Origin of the sequence: Streptosporangium sp. NPDC049644, from assembly GCF_040675205.1 — a bacterium.
Taxonomy (GTDB): domain Bacteria; phylum Actinomycetota; class Actinomycetes; order Streptosporangiales; family Streptosporangiaceae; genus Streptosporangium; species Streptosporangium fukuiense.
Genome location: NZ_JBFAOJ010000020.1, coordinates 96,768 through 116,265, shown reverse-complemented (window position 1 = coordinate 116,265; position 19,498 = coordinate 96,768). Strand labels below are relative to the sequence as shown.

Annotated in this window: 18 protein-coding genes; 8 read left to right on the top strand and 10 right to left on the bottom strand. The window is 71.1% G+C overall.

All coding sequences use genetic code 11. From position 1 onward, the window contains the following. Positions 1–210 precede the first annotated feature (210 nt). The gene (locus AB0J58_RS14770) at positions 211–1,284 is read right to left on the bottom strand and encodes an alkene reductase (protein ID WP_364215142.1); all 1,074 of its coding nucleotides are present in this window, start codon (positions 1,282–1,284) and stop codon (positions 211–213) included. 125 nt (positions 1,285–1,409) lie between these two features. On the opposite strand from AB0J58_RS14770, the gene AB0J58_RS14765 reads away from it, so the two are divergent. The 5 genes from AB0J58_RS14765 to AB0J58_RS14745 all read left to right on the top strand — a co-directional run bounded on the left by AB0J58_RS14765 (position 1,410) and on the right by AB0J58_RS14745 (position 5,878). Further along, the gene (locus tag AB0J58_RS14765; protein ID WP_364215139.1) at positions 1,410–1,805 is read left to right on the top strand and encodes a MerR family transcriptional regulator; all 396 of its coding nucleotides are present in this window, start codon (positions 1,410–1,412) and stop codon (positions 1,803–1,805) included. A gap of 221 nt (positions 1,806–2,026) precedes the next feature. Beyond that, complete coding sequence (locus tag AB0J58_RS14760) at positions 2,027–2,512, top strand: MarR family winged helix-turn-helix transcriptional regulator (RefSeq protein WP_364215136.1); 486 nt, start codon at positions 2,027–2,029, stop codon at positions 2,510–2,512. Between the two features lie 68 nt (positions 2,513–2,580). Then, positions 2,581–4,020 carry a carboxylesterase family protein gene (locus AB0J58_RS14755; RefSeq protein WP_364215133.1) on the top strand — a complete coding sequence of 480 codons (1,440 nt, stop codon included), beginning with the start codon at positions 2,581–2,583 and terminating at the stop codon, positions 4,018–4,020. Between the two features lie 174 nt (positions 4,021–4,194). Next, complete coding sequence (locus AB0J58_RS14750; RefSeq protein ID WP_364215130.1) at positions 4,195–4,644, top strand: hypothetical protein; 450 nt, start codon at positions 4,195–4,197, stop codon at positions 4,642–4,644. 322 nt (positions 4,645–4,966) lie between these two features. Next, the gene (locus AB0J58_RS14745; RefSeq protein WP_364215127.1) at positions 4,967–5,878 is read left to right on the top strand and encodes an oxidoreductase; all 912 of its coding nucleotides are present in this window, start codon (positions 4,967–4,969) and stop codon (positions 5,876–5,878) included. Positions 5,879–5,912: 34 nt separating this feature from the next. On the opposite strand, the gene AB0J58_RS14740 is transcribed toward AB0J58_RS14745, so the two are convergent. The 8 genes from AB0J58_RS14740 to AB0J58_RS14705 form a co-directional block, all read right to left on the bottom strand. Continuing rightward, on the bottom strand, positions 5,913–7,907 hold the full coding sequence (locus AB0J58_RS14740) for a prolyl oligopeptidase family serine peptidase (RefSeq protein ID WP_364215124.1): 1,995 nt from the start codon (positions 7,905–7,907) through the stop codon (positions 5,913–5,915). A gap of 47 nt (positions 7,908–7,954) precedes the next feature. Continuing rightward, positions 7,955–9,646: an ABC transporter ATP-binding protein gene (locus tag AB0J58_RS14735; protein WP_364215121.1), complete on the bottom strand. Its 1,692-nt coding sequence runs from the start codon at positions 9,644–9,646 to the stop codon at positions 7,955–7,957. Positions 9,647–9,704: 58 nt separating this feature from the next. After that, positions 9,705–11,438 (bottom strand): ABC transporter ATP-binding protein, encoded by a 1,734-nt coding sequence (locus AB0J58_RS14730; RefSeq protein WP_364215118.1) that lies wholly within the window; start codon positions 11,436–11,438, stop codon positions 9,705–9,707. A gap of 71 nt (positions 11,439–11,509) precedes the next feature. Further along, on the bottom strand, positions 11,510–11,641 hold the full coding sequence (locus AB0J58_RS14725; protein ID WP_157594223.1) for a SapB/AmfS family lanthipeptide: 132 nt from the start codon (positions 11,639–11,641) through the stop codon (positions 11,510–11,512). A 56-nt stretch (positions 11,642–11,697) separates the two neighbouring features. Beyond that, a complete protein-coding gene (locus AB0J58_RS14720; protein WP_364215115.1) occupies positions 11,698–11,826 on the bottom strand; it encodes a SapB/AmfS family lanthipeptide in 129 nt (42 codons plus the stop codon). Between the two features lie 4 nt (positions 11,827–11,830). Next, a complete protein-coding gene (gene lanKC / locus AB0J58_RS14715) occupies positions 11,831–14,470 on the bottom strand; it encodes a class III lanthionine synthetase LanKC (protein ID WP_364215112.1) in 2,640 nt (879 codons plus the stop codon). A 148-nt stretch (positions 14,471–14,618) separates the two neighbouring features. Next, a complete protein-coding gene (locus tag AB0J58_RS14710) occupies positions 14,619–15,332 on the bottom strand; it encodes a histidine kinase (RefSeq protein WP_364215109.1) in 714 nt (237 codons plus the stop codon). 251 nt (positions 15,333–15,583) lie between these two features. Then, a complete protein-coding gene (locus tag AB0J58_RS14705) occupies positions 15,584–16,300 on the bottom strand; it encodes a M50 family metallopeptidase (RefSeq protein WP_343963183.1) in 717 nt (238 codons plus the stop codon). An 83-nt stretch (positions 16,301–16,383) separates the two neighbouring features. Between AB0J58_RS14705 and AB0J58_RS14700 the strand changes: the two genes are divergently transcribed. Genes AB0J58_RS14700 through AB0J58_RS14690 form a run of 3 tightly spaced genes read left to right on the top strand, consistent with a single transcriptional unit; the run spans position 16,384 to position 18,950 of the window. Then, on the top strand, positions 16,384–17,301 hold the full coding sequence (locus tag AB0J58_RS14700) for an amidohydrolase family protein (protein WP_364215151.1): 918 nt from the start codon (positions 16,384–16,386) through the stop codon (positions 17,299–17,301). A 16-nt stretch (positions 17,302–17,317) separates the two neighbouring features. Continuing rightward, positions 17,318–17,794: a nuclear transport factor 2 family protein gene (locus AB0J58_RS14695; RefSeq protein ID WP_364215106.1), complete on the top strand. Its 477-nt coding sequence runs from the start codon at positions 17,318–17,320 to the stop codon at positions 17,792–17,794. A gap of 10 nt (positions 17,795–17,804) precedes the next feature. Continuing rightward, complete coding sequence (locus tag AB0J58_RS14690) at positions 17,805–18,950, top strand: magnesium and cobalt transport protein CorA (RefSeq protein ID WP_364215103.1); 1,146 nt, start codon at positions 17,805–17,807, stop codon at positions 18,948–18,950. Positions 18,951–19,001: 51 nt separating this feature from the next. Here the strand turns inward: AB0J58_RS14690 and AB0J58_RS14685 are convergent, their stop codons facing one another. Beyond that, positions 19,002–19,385: a DUF2730 family protein gene (locus AB0J58_RS14685; RefSeq protein WP_364215100.1), complete on the bottom strand. Its 384-nt coding sequence runs from the start codon at positions 19,383–19,385 to the stop codon at positions 19,002–19,004. Between the last annotated feature and the right edge of the window lie 113 nt (positions 19,386–19,498).

Genomic DNA, 19,498 nt, shown 5'->3' with positions numbered 1-19,498 from the left:
CGGACACTGGCGCTCCTCGGGGGAAGGGCCCACTTGCCGGGCCTGTTCTCTGTGGTGTCCCCCGTCTCAACTGCCTCACCAGTCAGGTATCACAGGTGTCACCCGGTTGGACACGTATGGTGATCGCCTCCGGATGATGTCCCAAGGTGCAAGCCGGCGACAGGTCCGGGCCTGGGCGGGCAAGAGGTGGAGACCGCGAGCCGCTCAGCGTCAGGCTGTGTGCCGGTAGGCGGGGTAGGTGAGGTAGCCGGCATCGCCACCCTGGTACCAGGTGGACTCGTCGTGCGGCGCGATCGGGAGCCCTTGGCGCAGCCGCTCCACCAGGTCGGGATTGGCGATGAAGGCGCGGCCGAAGCTGATCAGGTCGGCGCCGAGCCCCAGCCAGTGATCAGCGGCTGTCCTGTCCGTCTGCCGAGGGGCCATCGGGAAGACCGGGTTGACGATGAGCGCGGCGGGCCAGGCCTTGCGCAGCCCGACGAGCACGTCCTCGTCGGTGCTGGCCTCAAGGTGGACGTACGCCAGATCCAGGGGGGCCAGCTCGGCGAGCAGCGCGCCGTACAAGGCGGGGACGTCGGTGTCCTGCGCGCCCCAGATACCCGCGCCGGGCGAGAGCCGGATGCCGGTCCGGTGGCCTCCCACCGCCTCGACGGTCGCGGACACCGCCTCCACGGCGAATCGGATCCGGTTGGCGATCGATCCGCCGTAGGCGTCGGTGCGCAGGTTGGCGGTACTGGAGAGGAACTGGGCGATGAGGTAGCCGTTCGCGCCGTGCAGTTCCACGCCGTCGAAGCCGGCGTCGACGGCCCGGCGGGCGGCCTCGGCGTAGGATCGCGCGTGCTCGGGCACCTCGGCGGTCTCCAGTGCCCGCGGCACGGGTGCGGGCTTGGGGCCTGCCGGGGTGAACACCTCCCCGACGGCGGGAACGGCCGAGGGGCCCACCGGCCGCATCCCCGTGGTGTCGGGGTGGGAGACCCGGCCTGAGTGCATGATCTGGGCGAAGACGCGCCCGCCGTTGGTGTGGACCGCATCGGTGACCGGCAGCCAGGCTGTGACCTGCGCGTCGGTGTACAGCCCCGGGGTGCCGGGGTTGGACTGCCCGACAAGGCTGGGCTGCACCCCTTCGGTCACGATGAGCCCGGCAGTGGCGCGCTGGGCGTAGTAGGTCACCATCGACGGTGTCGCCAGGCCGCCCGCACCCGCGCGGACCCGGGTCATCGGGGCCATCACCACGCGGTTGGGCAAGCTCAGCGCGCCGAGCTGGTAACGGTCGAACAGGGTCGTCATTTCTGCGCGCCTTTCGGGATTCCTGCGGATGGTCGCGTCCGCCGGCTGGACGCGAGGACTAAGCTAAGACCTGACACTGACGTCAGATGCAAGCGTTTAGCCGAGGATTTTCGATGGGAGGTGCGATGCGGATCGGGGAATTGGCGTCGCGGACCGGGGTGAGCGTCCGTTCCCTGCGCTACTACGAGGAGCAGGGCCTGCTCGCCAGCACGCGCAGCACCAGCGGCCAGCGTCACTACACCGACGACGAGATCGAGCGGGTGAGGTTCGTTCAGCGCCTGTACGCCGCCGGGCTCTCCAGCCGTACGATCGTCGAGCTGTTGCCGTGCGTCGACTCGCCCAGCGAGCAGAACTCCGACGAGGCGTTCGGGCGGCTGATACAGGAGCGAGACCGGATCGACCGGCACATCAATGAGCTCTCCGGCGCCCGTGACGCCCTCGACCGGCTCATCGACGCCAACCGCGCGCACCGCGATCGGCTGACAACTCGCCGACCTCAAGCTCTTCCGGGGACGCGTTGACCACTGGGCCTTCTCCTCCTCGGTAACGGCCTTCTTCAACGAGCCGCAGGACAAGGACGGTCCGCTCCGGGGCTCGTCACGCGAACCCGGATGGAGGGCCGACAGGGCGGGCGAGGTCTCGATCGCCACGGAGGCCTGCTCGGCCCACGGCCTGGCCGGACCGACGCCGGCCCCGGCGCGGTTTGGCCGCTCCTCACAAAAACGTTAAGGTTATTAACGTTATGAACGTTAACGAATCCAGGGCCGAAGCCGCGGACGGACCGCCCGAAGCCCTGACCAGGTGGACCGGCTTCCTGCTGAACTGGGTCGCAGCCCACGCCCGCGAGGCCTATGAGCAGGTCGCGGCGCAGGTCGGGCTGAAACCACAGCACCTGGGCGTGCTCACCCAGATTCAGCACGGCCCGATGATCCAGGCTCGGCTGAGCGACCGGCTGAGGGTGTTCAAGCCCGTCATGGTCACCCTGGTGAACGAGTTGGAGGCAATGGAACTGGCGGAGCGCCGGCCGCACATCGGCGATCGCCGCGCGATGGAGGTACACATCCTTCCCGCCGGCCTGGACAAGATCCGGGAAGTCGAGCGGCTCAGCGAGCAGGCCTCGGCGGAGTTCTTCAGCCCGCTCACCCTCAAGGAGCAGCAGACCCTGCACGGCCTGCTCGCCAAGCTCGCCAAGGACGGCCCTACCGGCGCCTGGCAGTCCTCGCGCTGACGGAGAGCGCCTCGATCCAACCGCCCCCCAGAGCCGATCGACGCCTGGGGTCTTGTCAGGAGGAACACATGCACGACACGGTGCAGACCCAGCAAGGTCTGGTCCGCGGCCGTACCCGCGAGGGCGTCGTCTCGTTCAAGGGCATCCCGTACGCCGCCGCACCCGATGGCGCGCGGCGTTTCCTGCCGCCGCGACCGGCCGCGTCCTGGAACGGAGTACGGGAGGCCGGCGCTTTCGGCGGCGCGCCACCGCAACGACCGCCGGCGCCGGGGGTTCCGGCGGTGTGGCAGCCCGGCGACGGCCTGGACTGCCTGACGGTGAACGTCTGGACCCCGGCCCCCGGGGACACGCGCCTGCCGGTGATGGTGTGGATCTACGGTGGCCAGTGGACTCACGGCGCCGCGGCGATGCCGCACTACGACGGCTCGGTCCTGGCCGGATCCGGAGTGGTCGTCGTGACCTTCGACTACCGCACCGGATTCGAGGGCTTCGGCCACCTGCCCGGCGTACCCGACAACCGCGGCCTGCTGGACCAGCTCGCCGCGCTCGCCTGGGTCCAGGACAACATCGCCGCTTTCGGCGGCGACCCCGGCAACGTCACCGTCTTCGGCCAGTCCGCCGGCGGCGCGTCCGCCGCCCTGCTCGCCGCAGCGCCGGCCGCCGCCGGCCTGTTCCGGCGGTGCATCGTGCAGAGCCTTCCCGCGGGCCACCTCGGCGCCCCCGAAGCCCAGCGGGTCACCGAACGGCTCGCGGCAGCCGTCGGCACCGCCCCTACCCGAGACGCTCTGGCCGCGCTGCCCGCCCAAACCCTCCTGGAAGTGCCGGACGCCCAGCTGACCGGCGGGCGCCCCGGCGGCGCGTTCGCTCCCGTCATCGACGGTGACCTGGTCACCGCACCTCCCTGGCAGGCTCTCGCCGACGGGCGTGCCCGCCACATCGACCTGCTCTGCGGCTTCACCCACGACGAATACCGCGGGTTCCCGTCCCCGGCCGACCCGGCGCGGATCGATCTGGCGGCCGTCGCGGCCAGCTTCGGCCTCGCGCCCGACGCCGCCCCGGCCTATCGGGCCGCCTACCCCGACAGCACCGTCACCGAACTGTTCACCACGCTGATGTCCGACGCCCTGGTGCGCATGCCGACCACCTTCACCGCCGAAGCACACGCCAGGACGGGCGGCCGCACCTGGCTGTACGACTTCGCCTGGCAAGGACCGATCGGCGCCGCCCACGGCATCGACCTTCCGTTCGTCTTCGGCCTGCCGCACACCCGCTACGCCGCCCGTTTCCTCGGCACCCCGCCCCCCGCCGGCTTCGCCGCCCTGTCCCACCGGATCCGCACCGCATGGACCGCTTTCGCCGCTACCGGCGACCCCGGCTGGCCGCCCTTCGACACCCGGCTCGGCCCCACCCGCATCTGGGACATCACCCCCACCGACACCGCTTATCCCGTACCGGACTCCCACCGCATCTGGGGGCGGACACAGTCATCTCCCGCAGCGCCAAGATGAGCGGGAGCATGGGATCAGCGAAGCCCTGTCCCGTCTCGCCGGATGTAAGGCAGTCCCAGCGATCTGAGATATCCGCGCATTCGTCTCACCGACCTGAGGCATGATCGCTGAAGTGCGGTTCGCCGCATCGGTGATCCCTTGAAGCCAACACCCGACTGCTCTGGAGGAGTCGTCATGACCATGCCCGAGCACATCGCGACCTGGCGCGACGCTCGCTACGACATGCCCGTCAGCCGGCAGCTGGAGCGCTACAACGAGTTGGCCGCCAGGCACGCGTCGGCTCGCGCCCGGATCGAGCTGGTGGACCGGGGGATCTATGACCCCGTCCGGCATGGAGCCGATGACCGTCCTCCGCTCACCGTGGCCGAGCACATCGAGCTGCTGGCGCTGGCGGAATGCATCGCACGCACCGTGCGTCATCCCGCCAACGTCCACCACGCGTTACTGGCCGGGGTCACCTGGGCCGACATCGCCCGCATCATCGACTCCGACGAGCTCACCGTCCGGCGGGACTACCGGCGGTGGGCCGACGACCAGCACGACCTCAACCGGCACGACCCCAACCTCGGCATGACCGCCGACGAGCACGTCGCTGCGACCGCCAGAGCCGCGGAGGGGATTTAGAGCACCGCCCTGGGGGTGCTTCGAGGGAGGAACTCCTGATCACCGCGGCGACCTCGCGGAGCCTTGTCCATCCCGACACATCGCAGGCGGTGCGCGATGAGGGTGAGTGATCGGTGAGCGGTGGTCGACGGGGATCGAGCCCTGCGCCAAGGCCGTGCGCCCCGGTCCCCCATGGTCGGTGAGGCGGCTTCTCTCCGCCCCCTGACCCATCGGGCATGAGCCAGATCATCGAAGCCCTGTCCCGTCGATGGAGCTGGCAGACTTCGACCTTGACCTTCTCCTCACGCCTGAAGGCGGGGGTCTCCACGCTCAAGGAGATTCGATGACCGCAAAGACGATCACCGCCGCGGCCGCGGGCAGCTTCGAGCTCGGCGACCTGCCGGTCAACCGGATCGGGTTCGGCGCGATGCGCCTGGCGCAGCACGGCACGGTGTTCGGGAACAGTGTCCCGAGCGATCGTGGTCAGGCGATCATCGTGCTGCGCCGCGCGGTCGAGCTCGGGGTGAACCACATCGACACCGCGGCCTTCTACTTCTCTGCGCTGCGCTCGGCGAACGAGCTGATCAACCGCGCGCTGGCGCCGTACCCCGACGACCTGGTCATCGTCACCAAGGTCGGGCCGGGCCGGGATCCGTCGGGTGAGTGGCTGTGGGCCAGGCCGGAGCAGCTGCGCGGCCAGGTCGAGGAGAACCTGCGCCAGCTCGGCCGGGATCACCTCGACGTGGTGAACCTGCGCATCCCGCGGAGTCAGGCGACCGGCTCGATCGCCGAGCATTTCGGTGCGCTGGCCGACCTGCGCGACGCGGGGCTGATCCGGCATCTGGGCATCTCCAACGTCACACCCGCGCACCTCGCCGAGGCACAGGCCATCGCACCGGTGGTCTGCGTGCAGAACGCCTACGGCATCGGCGCGCGGCCCGAGGACCACGAGTTGCTACGTATCTGCGGGGAGCAGGGGGTGGCGTTCGTACCGTTCTTCGCGATCGCCGGTGCCGGGCGCGAGGCGGGTGCGAGCGTCACCGACAGCGAGGAGGTGTTCGCCGTCGCACGCGCGCACGGCGTGACGGCCGCGCAGGTCCGGCTGGCCTGGACGCTGCAGCGCGGGTCACACGTGCTGGCCATCCCCGGCACCGGCAACCCCGATCACCTGACCGACAACGTGGCCGCCGGCGCCCTGCGGCTCTCACCGGACGAGATGACCCGCCTCGACTCCCTCCAGAAGAGTGGCGAGTGAGTGGAAAGAGAGCTCCGAAGGCCGGGCGGAGGTTTCAGGCGCCGGCCTCCAGGCCGGTGTGGGCCGCGAGGAAGGTGAGCATGTCGGCGGCCAGGGCGACCGCGCGGCCGGTCGCGCGGGAGCCGTGGCCGACGCCCTCCTCGTGGCGGAGCAGGATCGGCCGCGAGCCCGAGGTCGCCCACTGCAGTGCCGCGCACATCTTGCGCGCGTGCAGGGGATCGACCCGGGAGTCGCCGCCGAAGGTGGTCAGCAGCGTCGCCGGATAGTCGACGCCCTCGGCGACGCGGTGGTAGGGGGAGTACGACAGCAGCCAGGCCAGTTGCTCGGGGTCGTCGGCCGAGCCGTACTCCGAACGCCAGGCCGGGCCGAGCCCCGAGCGTTCGTAGCGGACCATGTCGAGCAGCGGCGCCGAGCAGACCGCGGCGGCGAACAGGTCGGGGCGCTGGGTCAGCGCGGCGCCGACCAGCAGCCCGCCGTTGGACTCGCCGCAGGCGCCCAGTTGCGCGGGAGTGGTCCAGCCGCCGGAGACGAGCGCCTCGGCCGCCGCCGCGAAGTCGTCGAAGACGTTCTGCTTGCGCTCCAGCATGCCGTCCCGGTGCCAGGCGGCGCCCTCCTCGCCGCCGCCGCGCAGCTGGGCGAGGGCGAACACCCCGCCGGCCTCGACCCAGGGCAGGATGTAGCTGGAGTACGACGGGGTGAGCGAGAGCCCGAAGCCGCCGTAGCCGTACAGGATCGTGGGCCGGGGCCCCGAGCCGGGCCGCGCCAGCACGACCATCCGCACCGGGGTGCCGTCCGCCGAGGCGAAGACCACCTGCCGGGCCTCCAGCTCCGGCACCCGCACCGCGCCGGGCGCGGCGCCCCACAGCGAGGTCCGCCCGGTACGGGTGTCGTAGCGGTGCACACTCGGCGGGGTGACACTGTCGGTGTAGGTGAACCAGACCTCGTGGCCGCCCTCGGGACGGGTGGTCATCGCGCCGGCCGAGCCGAGCCCCGGCAGCGGCACCAGGCCGCGCCGCTTCCCGGTCGCCAGGTCGTGGACGCTGATCTCGCCGATCGCGTGCCGGGTCCAGCCGACGAGCAGCGTCTGCCCGGCGATCGCGAACTCGCCGATCACCGCCTCCGGGTCCTCGCCGACCAACTCGATCCAGTGCTCGGTGCCGGGGCGCGCCGGGTCGGCCACGCAGAGCCGTCCCCGTGGCGCGTCCAGGGTGGTGAGCAGGTACAGGCGCCCGTCGCGGCCGACCGCGGGCACCGTCACCGCCCCCGCCGCCCGCTGGACGACCCGCAGGTCGGGGCGTTCGGGGGAGGAGGCGGACAGGTCGGCCAGCCAGAGGTCGTTGCCGTCGCCCGCCGCCGCGGAGACGGTCAGCCAGCGCCCGTTGTGGCTGATCCCCAGCCCGTAGGAGCGGTCCTCGCCCATGATCACAGCGTCGTCCTCGGCCGGGGTGCCGAGCCGGTGCAGGCGGACCCGGCGGGCGCGGACGTAGAAGAACGCCTTCCCGTCGGGCAGCCACGCCACCGGGGAGTACCGGCAGCGGTCGATCGGGCCGTCGACCACCCGCCGGGTGGCGACGTCCATCACCCGCAGCTCCGAGCGCTCGTCGCCGTGCGTGGAGAGCTGGTAGGCCACCAGCCGGCCGTCCGAGTCGGGCTGCCACCGGTCGAGCGTGGTCAGCCCGCTCGGGTCCAGCTCCGTCGGGTCGATCAGCGTCTCCTCGGCCCCGTCGGGGCCGATACGACAGAGGACCGCGTGCTCCTGCTCAGCCGTACGGCGCAGGAAGAACCGGCTCCCGCCGCGCCACATCGGCACGCCGGCCATCCCGGCGCCGGTCAGCGCGGCCACCCGCGCGTGCCACCGGTCATGTCCAGGCAGCGCGGCGGCGTGGCCGCGCCACAGCTTCTCCTGGGCGGACATCCAGCCCCGCGTCTCGGGGCTGCCGGAGTCTTCCAGCCAGCGGTACGGGTCGGGCACCGGGTGGCCGTGCAGGTGGTCGACGACCGGTTGCCGCTCGGCGGGAGGATAGATCATCGAATCTCCTTCGGCGTGGACACCCAGGGCTCTGGCTTCGGGGAGAGTCAAGGCACCAGCTCCTGGCTGCTCGACGGATTCCACTGTCCGGCCAGGTCGGCGTAGAGCGGGGAGGCGGCGAGCAGCTCCTCGTGCGTGCCCAGTCGGACGCTGGTGCCGTCCATCACGAGGATCCGCCGGGCCCGCAGGGCGGAGGTCAGCCGGTGGGCGATGACGAGGAGCGTGCCGCCCCGGCGGGCGAACGCCTCCTCCGCGCGGGCCTCGGCCGCCGGGTCCAGATGACAGGTCGCCTCGTCGAGGATCACCAGCCGTGCCGGGGCCAGGTAGGCGCGGGCCAGGGCGACCAGCTGCTGCTCGGCGGGCGAGAGCAGGCCGGAGTCGATCTCGGCGGAGTAGCCGCCCAGCCGTGCCACCAGGTTCGTCAGGCCGACCTCGGCCACGGCCTCGTCCACCGCCTCCCTCGGGGCGCCGGATAGATAGGTCAGGTTCTCCAGCAGGGAGCCGCGGAAGACGTACGCCTGCTGGGGGATGAGCACCCGGTCGGCGGGGTCGAGGCGGTCGGCGGGCACGCCGCCCACCATGACCTGGCCGGAGCCCGGCAGCAGCACGCCGGTCAGCAGCGCGGCGAGGGTGGACTTGCCGATGCCGCTCGGCCCGACCACGGCGATGTGGTCCCCCTCGGGGACCGACAGGTCGAGGCGGTCGATCACCGGTTCGGCGTGCGGGCCGTAGGCGAACGTCACGCCGCGCAGCTCGGCCCCGCCGCTCTCGGCCGCGACCCGCCCGCGCGCCCGTACGGGCGGGTCGCCGTCGCGCAGTAGCCGGTCGAGTGCCACCCGGAGCCGGACGCCGTTGATCCCCAGCCCCTCCACGAGGTTGCCGAGTGCGGGCGCCAGCGACTGGGTGACGTAGGCCAGCGCGCCCAGGATCACCCCGGCGCCCGCGCCCTCGCGGAGCAGCCAGGGGGTCCCGGCCAGCACCAGCAGTACCGGCAGCCAGCCGCCCACCGCCAGCGACGCGGTGCGCAGCGCGGTCACCCGCGCCAGCGACCTGGCCGCGCGGGCCTGCTCGGTCACCCGGAGGCCGACGTCACCCGCGACCCGCTCCTCGGCCCGGCAGGCGGTGATGTCGCGCAGCCCGCCCACCATGTCGGCCAGTGCCCCGGCGGTACGCTCGTCGGCCAGGATGAAGTCCCGCTGCCGCCTGGCCAGGGCGCGCAGCGACAGGGAGAAGAGGACGAGGCCCGCGCAGAACGGCGGCAGCACCAGCGCGAGCACCCCGGGGACGAGGGTCGCCATCCCGAGCACCACGCTCACCACGGTGAACGCGAACGACCTGACCACGGTGATGACCGAGGCGAAGGCGTCGCGGGCCAGCTCGACCTGGAGGTTGGCGCGGGCCACCGCCCCCGCCCCCGGTCCCTGTCCGGAGGCGGCCGAGTGGCGCAGCGCGTCGTCGACGACATGCGCGAGCAGTTCCTCGCGGAACGGTTCCACGATCGCGGCGACGGCCAGCACCACCTGACGCGCGCCGACGGCGGCCAGCAGCCAGGCACCGCCGAGCAGGGCCAGCCAGGCGAACCCGGTCGCGGGGCGTCCCGCGCCGAAGCCGTCGTCGATCGCCCGCGCGATGGCCAGGCCGATGACCAGCGCGGGCGCGGCCTCCGCCACGGACCAGCCCGCGAGCCTGACCAGCTGGTACGGGTCCCTGGTGAGCGCCCGCCGGATGGGCCGGTTCACCGGGCGCCCCCCCGGAGGACGGCGCCGTCCCGGAGCCGGTGCGGGCCGGTGGCGGTCATTAGGCACCCGCCTGGAAGACGGCGCGGTAGGCCGGGTCGGCCCAGAGGGCACGGTGGCTGCCGCAGGCGCGTACCCTGCCGTCGTCCAGCCAGATCACCCGGTCGGCGGCCGCGGCGGTCGCCACCCGGTGGGTCACGATCAGGCGGGTGCGGTCGCGCAGCTCCCCGGACAGCGTCCGGGCGACCTGGCGCTCGGTGACGGTGTCCAGGCTTGAGGTGGCGTCGTCCAGGATGAGCAGGCGCCGCCCCTGCGCGAAGGCGCGGGCCAAGCCGAGCCTTTGCCGCTCACCGCCGGACATGGGTGCCTCCCGCAGTGGTGTGTCGTATCCGAGCGGGAGGCGCCGGACGAAGGTGTCGGCGCGGGCCGCCCGCGCGGCGGCCTGGACGACCTCCCTGTTCGCGCCTGGTCGTTCGGCCTGGCCTTCCCCGGTGCGGCGGCGGCCGGTGCCGGGGGTGCGAGCGGAGGTGTCGACGCCCAGGGCGATCGCGGCGGCGACGGTGTCGCCGAGCAGGACCGGGCGCTCGAAGGCGTACCCGACGGCCCGGCGGAGCGCCTCGCGGGAGAGTTCCGGCAGCGGCACGCCGTCGAGGTGGACCGTGCCGTGGCGCGGGTCCACCAGCCGTCCGGCGACCGCGGCGAGCAGCGACTTGCCGGCGCCCGAGCGGCCGACCACGGCCACCGCCTGCCCGCCGGGGATGACGAGGTCCACCTCGCGCAGGCCGCCCGCGTCCACGCCGCGCAGCTCCAGCCTGCCGGGGCCCGGCGGCAGCGGCCGCGTGCCGTAGGCCCGGGGGCTCCCGGCGACCAGCTCGTCCACCCTGGCGGCGGCGGCCCGCGCCCGGGCCAGGCGGCCGACGTAGCCGAGTGCCGAGCCGAGGCCGGCGCCGAGCACGACGTAGCGGGCGGCGGCGTACAACTCGCCGGCCGTGAGGTCTCCGGCGGCCAGTCGCAGCCCGCCCACCCCGAGCACCGCGACCTCCAGCAGCGGGACCACGGCGCCGGCCTGCACACCGGCCCGCGCGTTGGCCCGCCACATGGCCATGGCGTGCCTGCGCAGCAGGGGCAGCGCGGTCAGCACCCGCGCCCGCTCCCGATCGGCGGTACCGGCCGCGGCGATCGTACGGGCCCCGGCGAGCGCGTCGACGAGACGGGCGGCGATGTCGCCCTGCGCCGCCTGGTATTCACCCGCGATCGCGGTGCTCACGGTGAGGAAGGCCCGCAGGACGAGCGCGATGAGGACGAGCCCGACGACCAGCGTCGCGGTCAGCAGGGGATCGATGAGGGTGAGGGCCACGATGCCGCCCGCGGTGGGGATGACCAGCACCGCCCCGGTGACGAGCGACTCGGGGGCGTGTCCGATCTCCTCGGTGTTCAGGCCCATCCGGGTGACCAGGTCCCCCTCGGGGAACCGGCGGGTGATCGTCGGCCCGATGCCGAGGACGCCGCGCACCACCCGTTCCCTGAGCCAGGCCGAGGAGCGTGCGCCGCTCGATCCCGAGGCCCAGACGCCGAGGGTGTCGCAGGCCACGGTCAGGATGACCACGCCCGCGCAGGCGCCGAGCCAGGTCGCCGCGCCCGTGCCGTCGGCCACGAGTTCGTCGACGGTCCTGCCCAGCACCAGGGGGAGCGAGAGCTGAGCGAACGCGCCCAGCACGGAGGTGACCGCGAGGACGGCCAGCCAGGGTCCGCCACGCCGTACGGTCTCGGCCACCAGCCGGTCGGCTGCCCGCACGGTCCCTCCTTCCTGGAACGGGTGTGCCCGGGGCGGCCGCCGTCGCTGGCCGTCCCGGGCACGGGGTCTCACTAGTGGCAGAGCAGCAGGCTCAGGTTGCTGGGCCGGCCGGACTCGCAGCCCAGGACGGTGAGGGTGCTGCCACCGCCGCCGCCGTGGCCGCCGCCGGGGGTCTCCAGGGACTGCAGGTCGAGAAGGACCATGGGAATGGCTCCGTTTCCGGGGTCTGGGTTATCTGGGTTCTCGTGGAACGGGAGGACTAGTGGCAGAGCAGCAGGCTCAGGTTGCTGGGCCGGCCGGACTCGCAGCCCAGGACGGTGAGGGTGCTGCCGCCGCCGCCGTGGCCGCCGCCAGGGGTTTCCAGGGACTGCAGGTCGAGAAGAACCATGTCGTTACACCTCCTTCGAGGGGTCGTAGGTGCCAAACCGCCCGGCGGATCCGTGCGCGGACGCCCAGGCAGGGGCGTTCGTGCCGCCGGGCGGCTCGATGAAGGGGAGGAACGCCGGCCGGTCGTGCAGCACGGCGCTCATCGCGAACAGGACTCCGGCCGTGCCGGTCGCGAAGTCCATGGAGAGCCTGAGCAGCTGGTCGCCGGGAAAGGCCAGCCCGCCGCCATGGGGCAGCGCGTGCCAGCCGAGCCCGCGCAGCTGCGCGGCCAGGTCTGGGTGGTCGGTGTGGAGGGGCTGCTCGGGTCCCAGGCCCCAGCCGAGGGCGGCGAGCACGCCGCTCCTGCCGGTGAACAGGCCGGACTGCACGAAGTATCGTCCCCGGGTGACGAGCCGGCAGCCGTCGAGCGCGGTACGGAGGTCCGCGTCGTCGCGATGGGCCAGGTAGCGGGCGAGCACCACGCCGATGCCCACGGACCCCTCGTCCAGGTAGGGCAGCGTGCGCCAGCCCTGGTCGACCTGGAGGGTTCCGTCCTCGCCGGTGACGCAGCGCCGCAGGTCCTGCCGGAGCGCCGCGGCCGCCCGGTCGAGCAGCGACGTGTCGCCGGTGCGCTCGTAGGCGTGCAGGAAGAGAAGGGCGGGCCCGGAGGAGCCGTACATCAGCCCGGCGCGGGGATGGCTGCCGCCGCTGATCTTCGGCACGTCGTCGGGCCCGCCCAGCCTGTCGGAGCAGATGTCGACGATCCGCAGGGCAAGGTCGGTGAAGGCCCGTTCGCCGGCGGTGACGCCCAGATGGAGAAGGTTCAGGCCCATGCCCGCCAGGCCACCGAACAGCCCCAGCTCCAGCGCCTCCCACTTCTCGCGCAGGCACAGGTCGACGGTGTCGATCGCGTCCTGGCGGTGCCCGAGCAGGTCGAGGACGTAGGCCACGCCGTGCAGTCCGTCGTAGAAACCGACACCTGTTCCCGGAGCGGGGGCCAGCGCCCTGCGGCGCAGCCAGTCCTCGTGGGCCGGGAGGCGCTCGGCCCCGGTCACCGCCAGCGTGTAGAGCACGCCCGCGGCGCCGTACGCGAGGTTGATGCCCCCGCCGGGCTGGAACTGGGCGACGTCACCGGGGAATAGCCGGTCGTCGCGCTCGGGAGTGGCACTCGCCAGGATGGCCCGGGTCATCGCCTCCCTGAGCTCGGGCCAGCCGTCGTGCCCCGGCCTCGGGAACGGTGTGACCGCCGCCGGAGCGGGGCCCGCGACGGTCAGGACCGCCTCGTCGATCACCTCGGGCGGCACGGGAAAGGTCTCGGTGATGAGCCTGGCCAGGTCGACCACCTTGGCGCGGTCGAGCGGCAGCATGACCGTGAGCTGGGGGGCGAACAGGCCGAGGTAGAGGCAGGCGAGGGCGTAGCGGTCGACGTCCGTGCCCTGACGGTCGGCCGGCGCGCCGAACGCCGGATGGGCGAGTGCCGCGCGGCCGCGATCGGTGCTGAAGGTCGCCACCTCGTAGTCGATCAGCACCAGGCGGCCGTCCTCGGTCACCAGGATGTTGTTCGGGTGCAGGTCGCCGAAGACCACCCCGCGTCCGTGCAGGGACTCGATCGCCCGCCGCACCTTGGGAAGCGTGTCGAGCACCCAGGCGGTGTACTCGGTGAGGGCCGTCTCGTCGCAGGTGGCCCTGGTCAGCGGGTATCTCTGGACGAGCTGCCGCTGGAGCGGGTTGCCGTCGACGAACTCCTCGACCAGGAAACGGTGCCCCCCCAGGGTGAAGTAGTCGATCAGCGCGGGTACCGCGTCCAGCCCGGACAGGTGCTCCAGCATGTCGCGCTCGTGTGCCAGCCGTGCCACGGCGTCCCGGCCGGCGGCGTCGAGACCGGCGTGCGGGCGGGCCTCCTTCAGCACGACCCGCTCCCCGGTGCGCAGGTCCTCGCCGAGGTAGACGCCGCCGCCGTTGGAGAACTGCATGACGCTCTCGATCCGGTACGGCAGGTTCTCGGTGGTGACCGCGTTGCGGGCGGCCAGGTGGGGTTCGAGGAAGGCGGGCAGCGCCACCCAGGACGGCACGCCGAAGGAGGGCTCGCGCACGTCGGGGACCAGCCGCCCCTCGCCGTCCTCCACGGCCAGCACCAGCTCGCCGTTGCCGGCCAGGCAGCGCCGCCCGGCGAACCCGCCGTACCGCACGAAGAGCGGGCCCTCGCCGTAGCGGAGGTCGCTGAGGATGTACGGCCCCTCGACGCCCGCGAGCAGCTCGTCGAGCTCCTTCAGGGTGAGCTCCAGCTGTGCCTCGTCCACCGGGTAGATCGTCACGAGCTTGCCGCTGGCGCCGCGGGGGGCGGCCTTGGAGTTCAGCATGGTCATGACCGGCAGGCTGCGCAGGAACTTGAACGCGATGCCGCGGGGGACGCAGTAGTCCCAGACCGTCTCCATGGCGCGCTCGGCGTCCTCGGTGCGGGCCGAGACGTGGATCTTCCAGCCCTGGGCGGGGATGCGGCCGGCGAGCGGCGCGTAGTGCATCCAGGTGTCGGTCGCCTGGTGCTGCCAGCCGTCCGGGACCTCCCGGGCCGCGAGCGCGAAATCGGGATGGTCGCTCCGCCGGCCGTCAAGCGTGTCATAAAAAAGCGGGTCCGCCAGACAATAAAGCTCATACTGGTCATCCACGGCATTCTCCCCTGCTGTCTTCCAGAAGAGAGAATTACGGATAACCCGAGAAACCACTAGTTACAAGCTGAACCACTCGTATATGCGAAACGCACAGTGCCGACCGTGAATGCGGGTGCTACCTGCGCTTTCGGGAGAGACATGAAGGTTATTCGGAATAATTGCCGGGAACCTCGGCTATCAGGGTGAACCACCCGTCCGTACCGCCCGCCGCCTGTACCGTGCCGCCCAGCTCGCCCAGGCGGTGGCGGAGGTTGCCCACCCCGCTGCCGGTCTCGCCGCCGGTGGAGGGCGCCTCCCGCCGGGGTGCCCCGTCGTTGACGACGGTCAGGCGCAGCAGGTCGCCGTGCTCGACCAGTTCGATCGCGCACCGCTTCACCTGGCTGTGCCGCAGCATGTTCGTCACGCCCTCGCGAACCACGGCGCCCAGCGCCGTGCTCACGGGCTCGGGCAGCTCGTCGGTGTCCACCCGAACCGAGCAGTAGGCCCCGAATCCCTCCATCAGCGCTCTGGCGCGGGCGGCCTCGCCGGGGAACGAAAGCCGGTGGCGGGCCGCGGAGACGTTCCGTACCGCGTGCGCGGCCTGCCGTACCGCCTGGATCACCTCTTCCAGATCCTCGCGCAGGCGCGCGTCGCCGGCGGCCCGCCGATGGGCCAGTTCTCCCTTGATGGACGCCAGCCAGAGCCAGTGCCCCACGATGTCGTGCATGTCGCGGGCGAACCCCTCGTAGGCCCTGGCGAGGACGCGCTCCCGCTCGACGCGCAGGCGTCTGATCCGCAGGGTGAGGGCGAGCGTGACGCCCAGAGAGATCAGCAGGATGCCCGCCCCGGCCGTTCCGACGAGGTAGGCGGGGTGCGGCATGAAGCGCCTCTCGCTGAGGGAACGATATCCCTTATAATAAACTCAAAAAAGTTGTTGAATGTCAACCGAGAAGGGTGGTTGCTGCTTTCTTCCGAGGGGGAAACAATGGTGATGAATGGGCTGGGAATACGGTGACATAAACCGGGTGACAGGGGACCCGGCCGCTGGTCGGAGCTTTTTGGCGCGCGTCGTGCGGCATGGCGAAATCACCCGGACCGACCTGGGGAAGGGCGCGGCGTCGGGAGGCGCGCCTACCAGGAGAGCTTGAACGCCGGAGGCAGCAGCAAATAGGCCCCGGCCACCAGGCAGGCGCCCGCGACCACCAGGAAGAGGAACACCCAGAACCCGCCGGGCAGAAAGGTCAGCCGGGCGAGCTGATCGGCGTCGGAGTCGGGCGCCCGGCCGTAACGCCGCTTGCGCTGCAACTCCACGATCGGCCGCACGCCTCCCAGCAGCAGGAACCACACGGCCAGATAGGCGAGGGCCGCGTCCATGTCGGGTTCGGCGTACCAGGTGAAGGCGGAGATCGCGCCCCCGGTCGCCAGCAGGCTCACCACGCCGAACAGGTTGCGGATCAGCAGCAGCATGCAGAACAGCAGCACGATCACTATTGCGATCAGCACCTCCACGTAGCCGGAGGAGGTCAGCCACGCCCCGCCCAGTCCCAGCAGGGACGGCGCGACGTATCCGGCGGCGGCGGTCAGGATCATGCCGGGTCCGCGGGGCCTGCCCCTGGTCAGGGTGACACCGGAGGTGTCGGAGTGCAGGCGGATGCCCTCCAGCTTGCGCCGGGTGAGCAGTGCCATCAGCGCGTGCCCGCCCTCGTGGGCGATGGTGATCAGCCCTCGCGACAGCTGCCACGAGGTGGACCACGACACCACGCCCAGTGCGGCCAGCGCGGACAGCAGCACGACCCAGAGGGGCGGCCCGGAACGGGCCGTGGTCAGGGTCACCCAGAGGTCGGACAACGCTCACTTCTCCTTCGCGGCATGAGAGCAAAGCGTCCCACGACTGCCGGTGTGCTGGCGATAAAGTCGAGGTCGTGCAGAACATGATTCCGGAACTCGCGGACGCCGACGTCCCCGCCTGGTGGCGTGGGCTCGGCCTGCCCGGCCTGGCGGACGTGCACATCCACTTCCTGCCCGAGCGCATGGAGCGCCGGGTCTGGCACCACTTCGAGCACGGCGGTCCGCTGATGGGGAAAGGGTGGCGGATCCACTACCGGCTGCCCGTCGAGGCGCGGGTCGATCGGCTGCGGGCGCTCGGGGTGCGGGCCTTCTCCGCCCTCGCCTACGCGCACCGGCCGGGCATGGCCGAGAGCCTCAACGAATGGACGCTCGACTTCGCCCGCCGTACGGCGGAATGTCTGCCCTCGGCCACCTTCTACCCCGAACCTGGAGTCCTTGACTATGTCCGGGACGCGCTCGGCCGTGGGGCGCGGATCTTCAAGGTCCACCTCCAGGTCGGCGACTTCGACCCCAGAAGTGAGGAGATCGACGAGGTGTGGGGGCTGCTGGCCGAGCGGGGCGTTCCCGTCGTGGTCCACGCCAGCTCGATCCCGCTGCCCGGCCGCTGCACGGGGCCGGTGCCGGTCGGCGGGGTGCTGGCGCGCCATCCCACCCTGCCGCTGGTCGTGGCGCACCTCGGCATGCCGGAGTACGACGAGTTCTTCGAGCTGGCCGAGACCTTCCCGAACGTGCGGCTCGACACCACGATGACCTTCACCGACTTCGCCGAGCGCGGCGCGCCGTTCCCCGCGCGCCTCCGGCCGCGCCTGCGTGACCTCGGGCTGGCCGGCAAGGTCCTGCTCGGCAGTGACTTTCCCAACATCCCCCACCCCTACGCCCACCAGCTCCACGCACTGGACAGGCTCGACCTGGGCGACGACTGGCTCCGTGCGGTGTGTTGGAACAACGCGGACAATCTCCTTGACCTTTCGGCGCACTACACTCGGTCAGCAGGACATTGATGATCGGGAGAGACTCGTGAACGACCGAAACGCCGAGCTCATCAAGACGTTCTATGGCGCCTTCGCACGCCGTGACGCCGACGAGATGGAGCGCTGTTACCACCCCGACGTCACGTTCGGCGATCCCGTCTTCCAGGATCTCGAAGGGCGCGACAAGGTCATGGGGATGTGGCGGATGCTGCTCGGCCGCAGCGCCGACCTCGGGGTGAAGGTCCGCGACATCGCCGTCCGCCGGCACGAGGGCACCGCGCACTGGACCGCCAGTTACACCTTCGGAAAGACGGGCAGGAGGGTCGTCAATGAAATCGACGCCCTCTTCCGTTTCGAGGACGGACTCATCGTTCGTCACCACGACGACTTCGATCTGCGGCGCTGGTCCAAGATGGCCATGGGCATGCCGACCGGGATCATCCTCGGCTGGACCCCGATGCTCAGGGCCAAGATCCGCAACACCGCGATGCAGTCGCTGCAAGAGTTCATGACCACCCGATAAGGAGACATGTGTGACCGACCGGCGAGTGCGGGGCCTGCGAAGCCTGATGCGTGGGCGTTCCGGCGCCGGTGGGGAGTCCCCCGAGCGTTCGATGGACCCCAGATCCGCCGGTGACGGGCCGCCGGTCCCACCCCGCTCGCGCGTCATCGACAACGCGATCTACGTCAACGGGCACCGCGCCGCCACCCCCGAGTCTCTTCCCGACGCCTTCGAGTGCCTGAAGAACACCCCGGGCAGCATGGCCTGGATCGGCTTCTACCGGCCGGAGGAGAGCGTCATCCTCGACGTCGCCGAGAAGTTCGACCTGCACGAGCTGGCGGTCGAGGACGCCATCGTCGCTCACCAGCGGCCCAAGGCCGACCGCTACGGCGACACCCTGTTCGTGGTGCTCCGCCCCGCCAGGTATCTCGACGAGGCCGAGGAGGTCGACTTCGGCGAACTGCACGTCTTCGTCGGCCAGAACTTCGTGATCACTGTACGGCACAGCGAGACCCCCGACCTGTCGCAGGTCCGCCGCAGGATGCAGCACGACCCCGACCTGCTCGGCCAGGGGCCGCAGGCGGTGCTCTACGCCATCCTCGACGCGGTGGTGGACGGCTACGCCCCCGTGGTCGCCGGTCTGCAGAACGACATCGACGAGATCGAGGTGCAGGTCTTCGGCAACGAACCCGGGGTCTCCCGGCGCATCTACGAGCTGTCGCGCGAGGTGATCGAGTTCCAGCGGGCCACCCAGCCGCTGCTGGGCATGATCGAGGGTTTCATCGCGGGGGCCGCCAAGTACGGGGTGGACGAGGAACTGCAGAGATACCTGCGGGACGTGGCCGACCACGCGATCACCGTCGCGGAGCGGGTCAGCGGCTTCCGCCAGATGCTCCACGACATCCTCGTGGTCAACTCGACCATGGTCGCCCAGGCCCAGAACGAGCACATGACCAGGCTCACCGAGGCGAGCAACGCCCAGAACGAGGAGGTCAAGAAGATCTCCGCCTGGGCCGCCATCCTGTTCGCCCCCACCCTCGTCGGCACCATCTACGGAATGAACTTCGACGTGATGCCCGAGATCCACTGGACGTGGGGCTACCCCTTCGCGGTCCTGCTCATGGCGGGCGTCTGTCTCACCCTGTATCTGGTGTTCAAACGCCGAGACTGGCTCTGAGCGCACTCCCGGCGAGGCTTCGCGGGGAGTGCACCCAGCACATCCGCACCGTCAGTTGAGCTTGGCCAGAATCAGGTCGAGCTTGCCTTCCATGGAGTCCATACGAGTCTCCATGGACTCCATACGGGTCTCCATGGACTCCATACGGGCGTCCATCCTCGTCTCCAGGTTGTCGACCTTGGTTTCCAGCCCGTCGACTTTGATGTCCAGCCCGTCGACTTTGGTGGAGAGAGCGGAGAGGTCCTCCTTGGTGGCCATCCTGTTCATGATCTCTTCGAACATCGGCGCGGTGTAGATCATGACCTCCTCGCGGACGATCTTAGGGAGATCATTCAGGGTCTCCTTGATGTACGCCAGGTCTGCGCTCGTCTTGAAGGCATGGGCCTCCAACTCCGTCAGACGCTGACCTGTGTTCCCAATCGCGACTCCGGGCATGGTACCTCCTGCTCAGGGGGAAACGGAGAGCTGTCCGGCTTCGGGTCGGAGCCACGATCCGTAACAGCGCGCATCCAATTGAACACGTATGGATGACATGGCGAAGGCGGGTT